A 3,529-nucleotide genomic window follows, 5' to 3' on the forward strand; every position below is an offset into this window, starting at 1 on the left:
AATTGGGTAATGATAATAATTGAAATTTCTTCATCTAAAAATTTATCAAAAGCTGCAATAGCTTCTTCAGTAGTGTTAACTACTTCCGCCTTTTTGACACCACCTAATCTAAATCCTGAAACAGTGTCAATATCACCTATAATTGCTACTGAACTCATATTAACATCTCCATGATTTTAGAATTAGGGAAGTCTGCTTCTCTTTTTGCCCTTGCAATAATTTTTAAATTTTTAATTTCACTTTCTTTTTGATTTAAATAACCAATAATTGGACCAATACCTAATGGTTTTTTAGAAGCTAAAGATTTTGAATATTGTGAAGAGTAAACATCCAATGCCTTTTCAAATACAGCAACTGAACCGGTTTCATTGTAAACAGGAATTGCATCAGTTAATGCTTCAGCATATTTTGTTCCTTCTAAGCCGGAAACGATATTTGTAACGTCCGGTGATTCCATTAAATCTTTTAGTTTCCAATCACGTAATTGGTATCCTTCCTCTAATATATAAGGGGAGATTGCATCATAATCAAGGCCATCTTGTTTTGCCCTTATAATTAATTTTAGATTAGCTACATCAACTTGAGTTCCCACATATGAATACAATATCTGTTTGTTTTCATCGGAAGGAACATCAGAAGAACGTAATAACTTGCCTAAATAGTATTTATCTAAAGCAGATTCTAATGGAAGAATCATATTAGTATCTTCATATTGTGGAAGAGCATCTTCTAGCACTGCTGCATATTCGGTGTTATCCAAACTTGTCACAACATCAGTTACGTTATCAACGTCGGCTAATGATTCCAATTCATCATATAATGATCCACAAGGAATTAACAATTCTCTTGTCTCATCAGGATTAAGACCAACTTCCTTAGCGGTTAAAAGACTTTTGATGTTGTCGATGTCTGATTTTTTAGACATTACAACAAAAGGATCTTTAATGTCCTTAGGAGCTACTCTTGCAACAAAATCATAAGTGTTAGCGCGTTCTACGTCTAATGCTTTATCAAGTGGATATTCATCTAAAACGTCAGCATATTCAGGAATACCTTTGAGATAGTTTTCAACCTCTTCAACATCGTTGGTTTCAACGAGTTCAGAAATTTGTTTTTCATCAAATAATCTTCCTTTTCTAGCTCTTACTCTTGCACTTGGGTTAAGATAAGGATAAATGTCCAAAATTGGTCTGGATGTAATGATTACAACTACTGCACCTACAATAAGCACTGCTAAGATACAGAATACAAGAAATGTTTCCTGTGTAAGTCCCAAAGCACTTATTAAGGTAGCAATTCCATCTGCCATAATTTATCCTCCTAATTATTTAAATAATATTTCAGCAACTTCACTACGTAAGATACTTTTAAATCTTTCTAATCTTGCTTCAATTGTGTTATTTACTTCAATATCTCCATTAGCGGTCTTTAAAATAGCACCACCAATTGCATCAATAGGTTCGCCTAATGTAAATTTGATTCCTTCAATTTCAAAAGAGTCTGAACCTTGTGAAGATAAGTCATCTTTAAATTTCTTTGTGTCAGCTTCATTTAATTGTAAGATCAGGTCATTGCTACCAATCTCTTCAGTAGCTTCCATAATCATTTTACTTAATGAATCTTTGTATTCTTCGTCGCCAGAAGCAGCTTTGGTTTTTAACTCTCCAATAGCTTGATTGAAAGCAGCTTCAATAACATCTTCTTTAGCGCCTAATTCTGCTCTACGAGCATTCATCTTAGCTTCAGAGATAATTTGCTGATATCTCATATCAGATTGTTTTTTACCATTTTCTAAGATTTTTGTTTTTTCAGCTTCCGCAGTTTTTTCAGCATTAGCATTTATTTGTGAAACTTCTGCATTAGCATCTTGAATGATACCATCAGCTTTCTCTTGGGCTACAGACATGATGCTTTCAACAATTTTACTTGTGCCTGAGCTCATATGAATAGCCTCCTTAAGCTAAGATTCCACCGAATACCATAAGTAAAATAGCAATCAAGAAACCGTAAATAGCCTGAGTCTCTGGTAATGCAGAGAAAATAATACCACGAGCGAACATGTCGTTGTCTTCTACAATAGCACCGACGGAGGATGCTGCTGCCATACCTTGTCCCATACCGGAACCTAAACCAGCAAATCCGATAGATGCACCTACACCAATAGCTATAATACCTGCTTCTAAAGTTAATTTAGTTGCGTTTCCACCTAATAAACCGGAGAATACTAATAATAAGATAGCAACCAAGAAACCGTAAATAGCCTGAGTCTCTGGTAAAGCAGAGAAAATAATACCTCTAGCGAACATGTCGTTGTCTTCTGCAACTGCTCCTACAGAACCAGCAGCTGCCATACCTTGCCCTAGACCGGAACCTAATCCGGCAAAACCAATTGCTACTCCAGCACCGATTGCTGCTAAAGCAGCTCCTAAGCCTATTTCTACCATATTTAATTCACCTTTGAAATAATATTGATTTTTTTTAATTTAATTTAAGATATAAATGAAAAATTTTTAATTTATTTAATTTTTGTAAATGTTCTTTTTGCTTTGAAAGCTTCGAATTTACCTTTACCTTCCATGAAGAATTGTGAGAAGAACTCTACATAGTTAAGACGCAGAGCGTTAATGAATGCACCTAATACTTGGAAAGCGAAGTTTGCAATATGACCACCTATGAATACGATTACAGCAAGTACAATACCTATCATAGGAACCATATCATTAACCATTCCGGCTAAGATGTTTACTGTCATAGCAATACCCCCAGTAGCCAAACATAAAGCTAAAAGACGTGCATAAGATAATACATCTCCCATGTAACTGAAAATATCCATTACACCGTATGCACCGTTAGCCCAAACTAACATTCCAATAGTTGCAACAACTAAAACTCCTCCAATTGCATAACCGATAATGCCGATTGTAGGCATTAAGTATCCGATTGCAAGGAAGATAAGACCAGCTTCAAATACAAACCAACAAATTTGAGAACCTATAGCTTCTTTGACATTTCCGTATCTTAAGTTGTTAATGGCACCTAAGATAAATCCGATGTTGGTATAAAGAAGACCAATAGCGATAGCTATTATCAAAATATGATCCGGGTGCACAAATGCGTCAACAGGTTCGAATACGGTTGGTAATCTCATACCGAGCATCCTTTTTGAGAAATCCCCAATACATCCGTTGGTCAACAGACCCAGTATATAATAGCCCACAGACCTGACCAGATTAAAATCCAACCAAAGGACTTCATGGATTCTTTGATTTTACCCAAACCGCGTAATAATATAACACCAATAAGAGCTACAAATACACCATATCCTGCATCGGTTAAACAGAAACCGAAGAAGAATGGGAATGTAATCGCAACAAAGATTGTCGGATCCATAGCATTGTAACGTACAGGTGAGTACATATCAACGAGGTACTCGAAAGGTTTTGCATACCATCCGTTTTGTTGTAAAACTGGAACATTTTCATCATCTGTACCTTCAACCTCTATTGTTTCAAAGGCACAATGTCCGTCA

General features: G+C 35.6%; 4 protein-coding genes and 1 pseudogene. All 5 read right to left on the reverse strand.

Going from position 1 to position 3,529, the window contains the following annotated elements; translation table 11 throughout:
- Positions 1-158, reverse strand: a 158-nt coding sequence (locus tag QZN27_RS09475) for a V-type ATP synthase subunit F (protein ID WP_296786890.1), incomplete at its 3' end; no start/stop codon positions are given.
- Positions 155-1,309 (reverse strand): V-type ATP synthase subunit C, encoded by a 1,155-nt coding sequence (locus tag QZN27_RS09480; protein ID WP_296786876.1) that lies wholly within the window; start codon positions 1,307-1,309, stop codon positions 155-157. The genes QZN27_RS09480 and QZN27_RS09475, both read right to left, overlap by 4 nt.
- Before the next feature lie 15 nt (positions 1,310-1,324).
- Positions 1,325-1,942, reverse strand: coding sequence for a V-type ATP synthase subunit E (locus QZN27_RS09485; protein WP_296786879.1), 618 nt, complete (start codon positions 1,940-1,942; stop codon positions 1,325-1,327).
- Between the two features lie 13 nt (positions 1,943-1,955).
- Positions 1,956-2,444, reverse strand: coding sequence for a V-type ATP synthase subunit K (locus QZN27_RS09490; protein WP_292888190.1), 489 nt, complete (start codon positions 2,442-2,444; stop codon positions 1,956-1,958).
- A gap of 71 nt (positions 2,445-2,515) precedes the next feature.
- Positions 2,516-3,529, reverse strand: a pseudogene (locus tag QZN27_RS09495) (V-type ATPase 116kDa subunit family protein); the annotation flags it as partial.

This window comes from uncultured Methanobrevibacter sp. (genome assembly GCF_900316895.1).
Classification (GTDB): domain Archaea; phylum Methanobacteriota; class Methanobacteria; order Methanobacteriales; family Methanobacteriaceae; genus Methanocatella.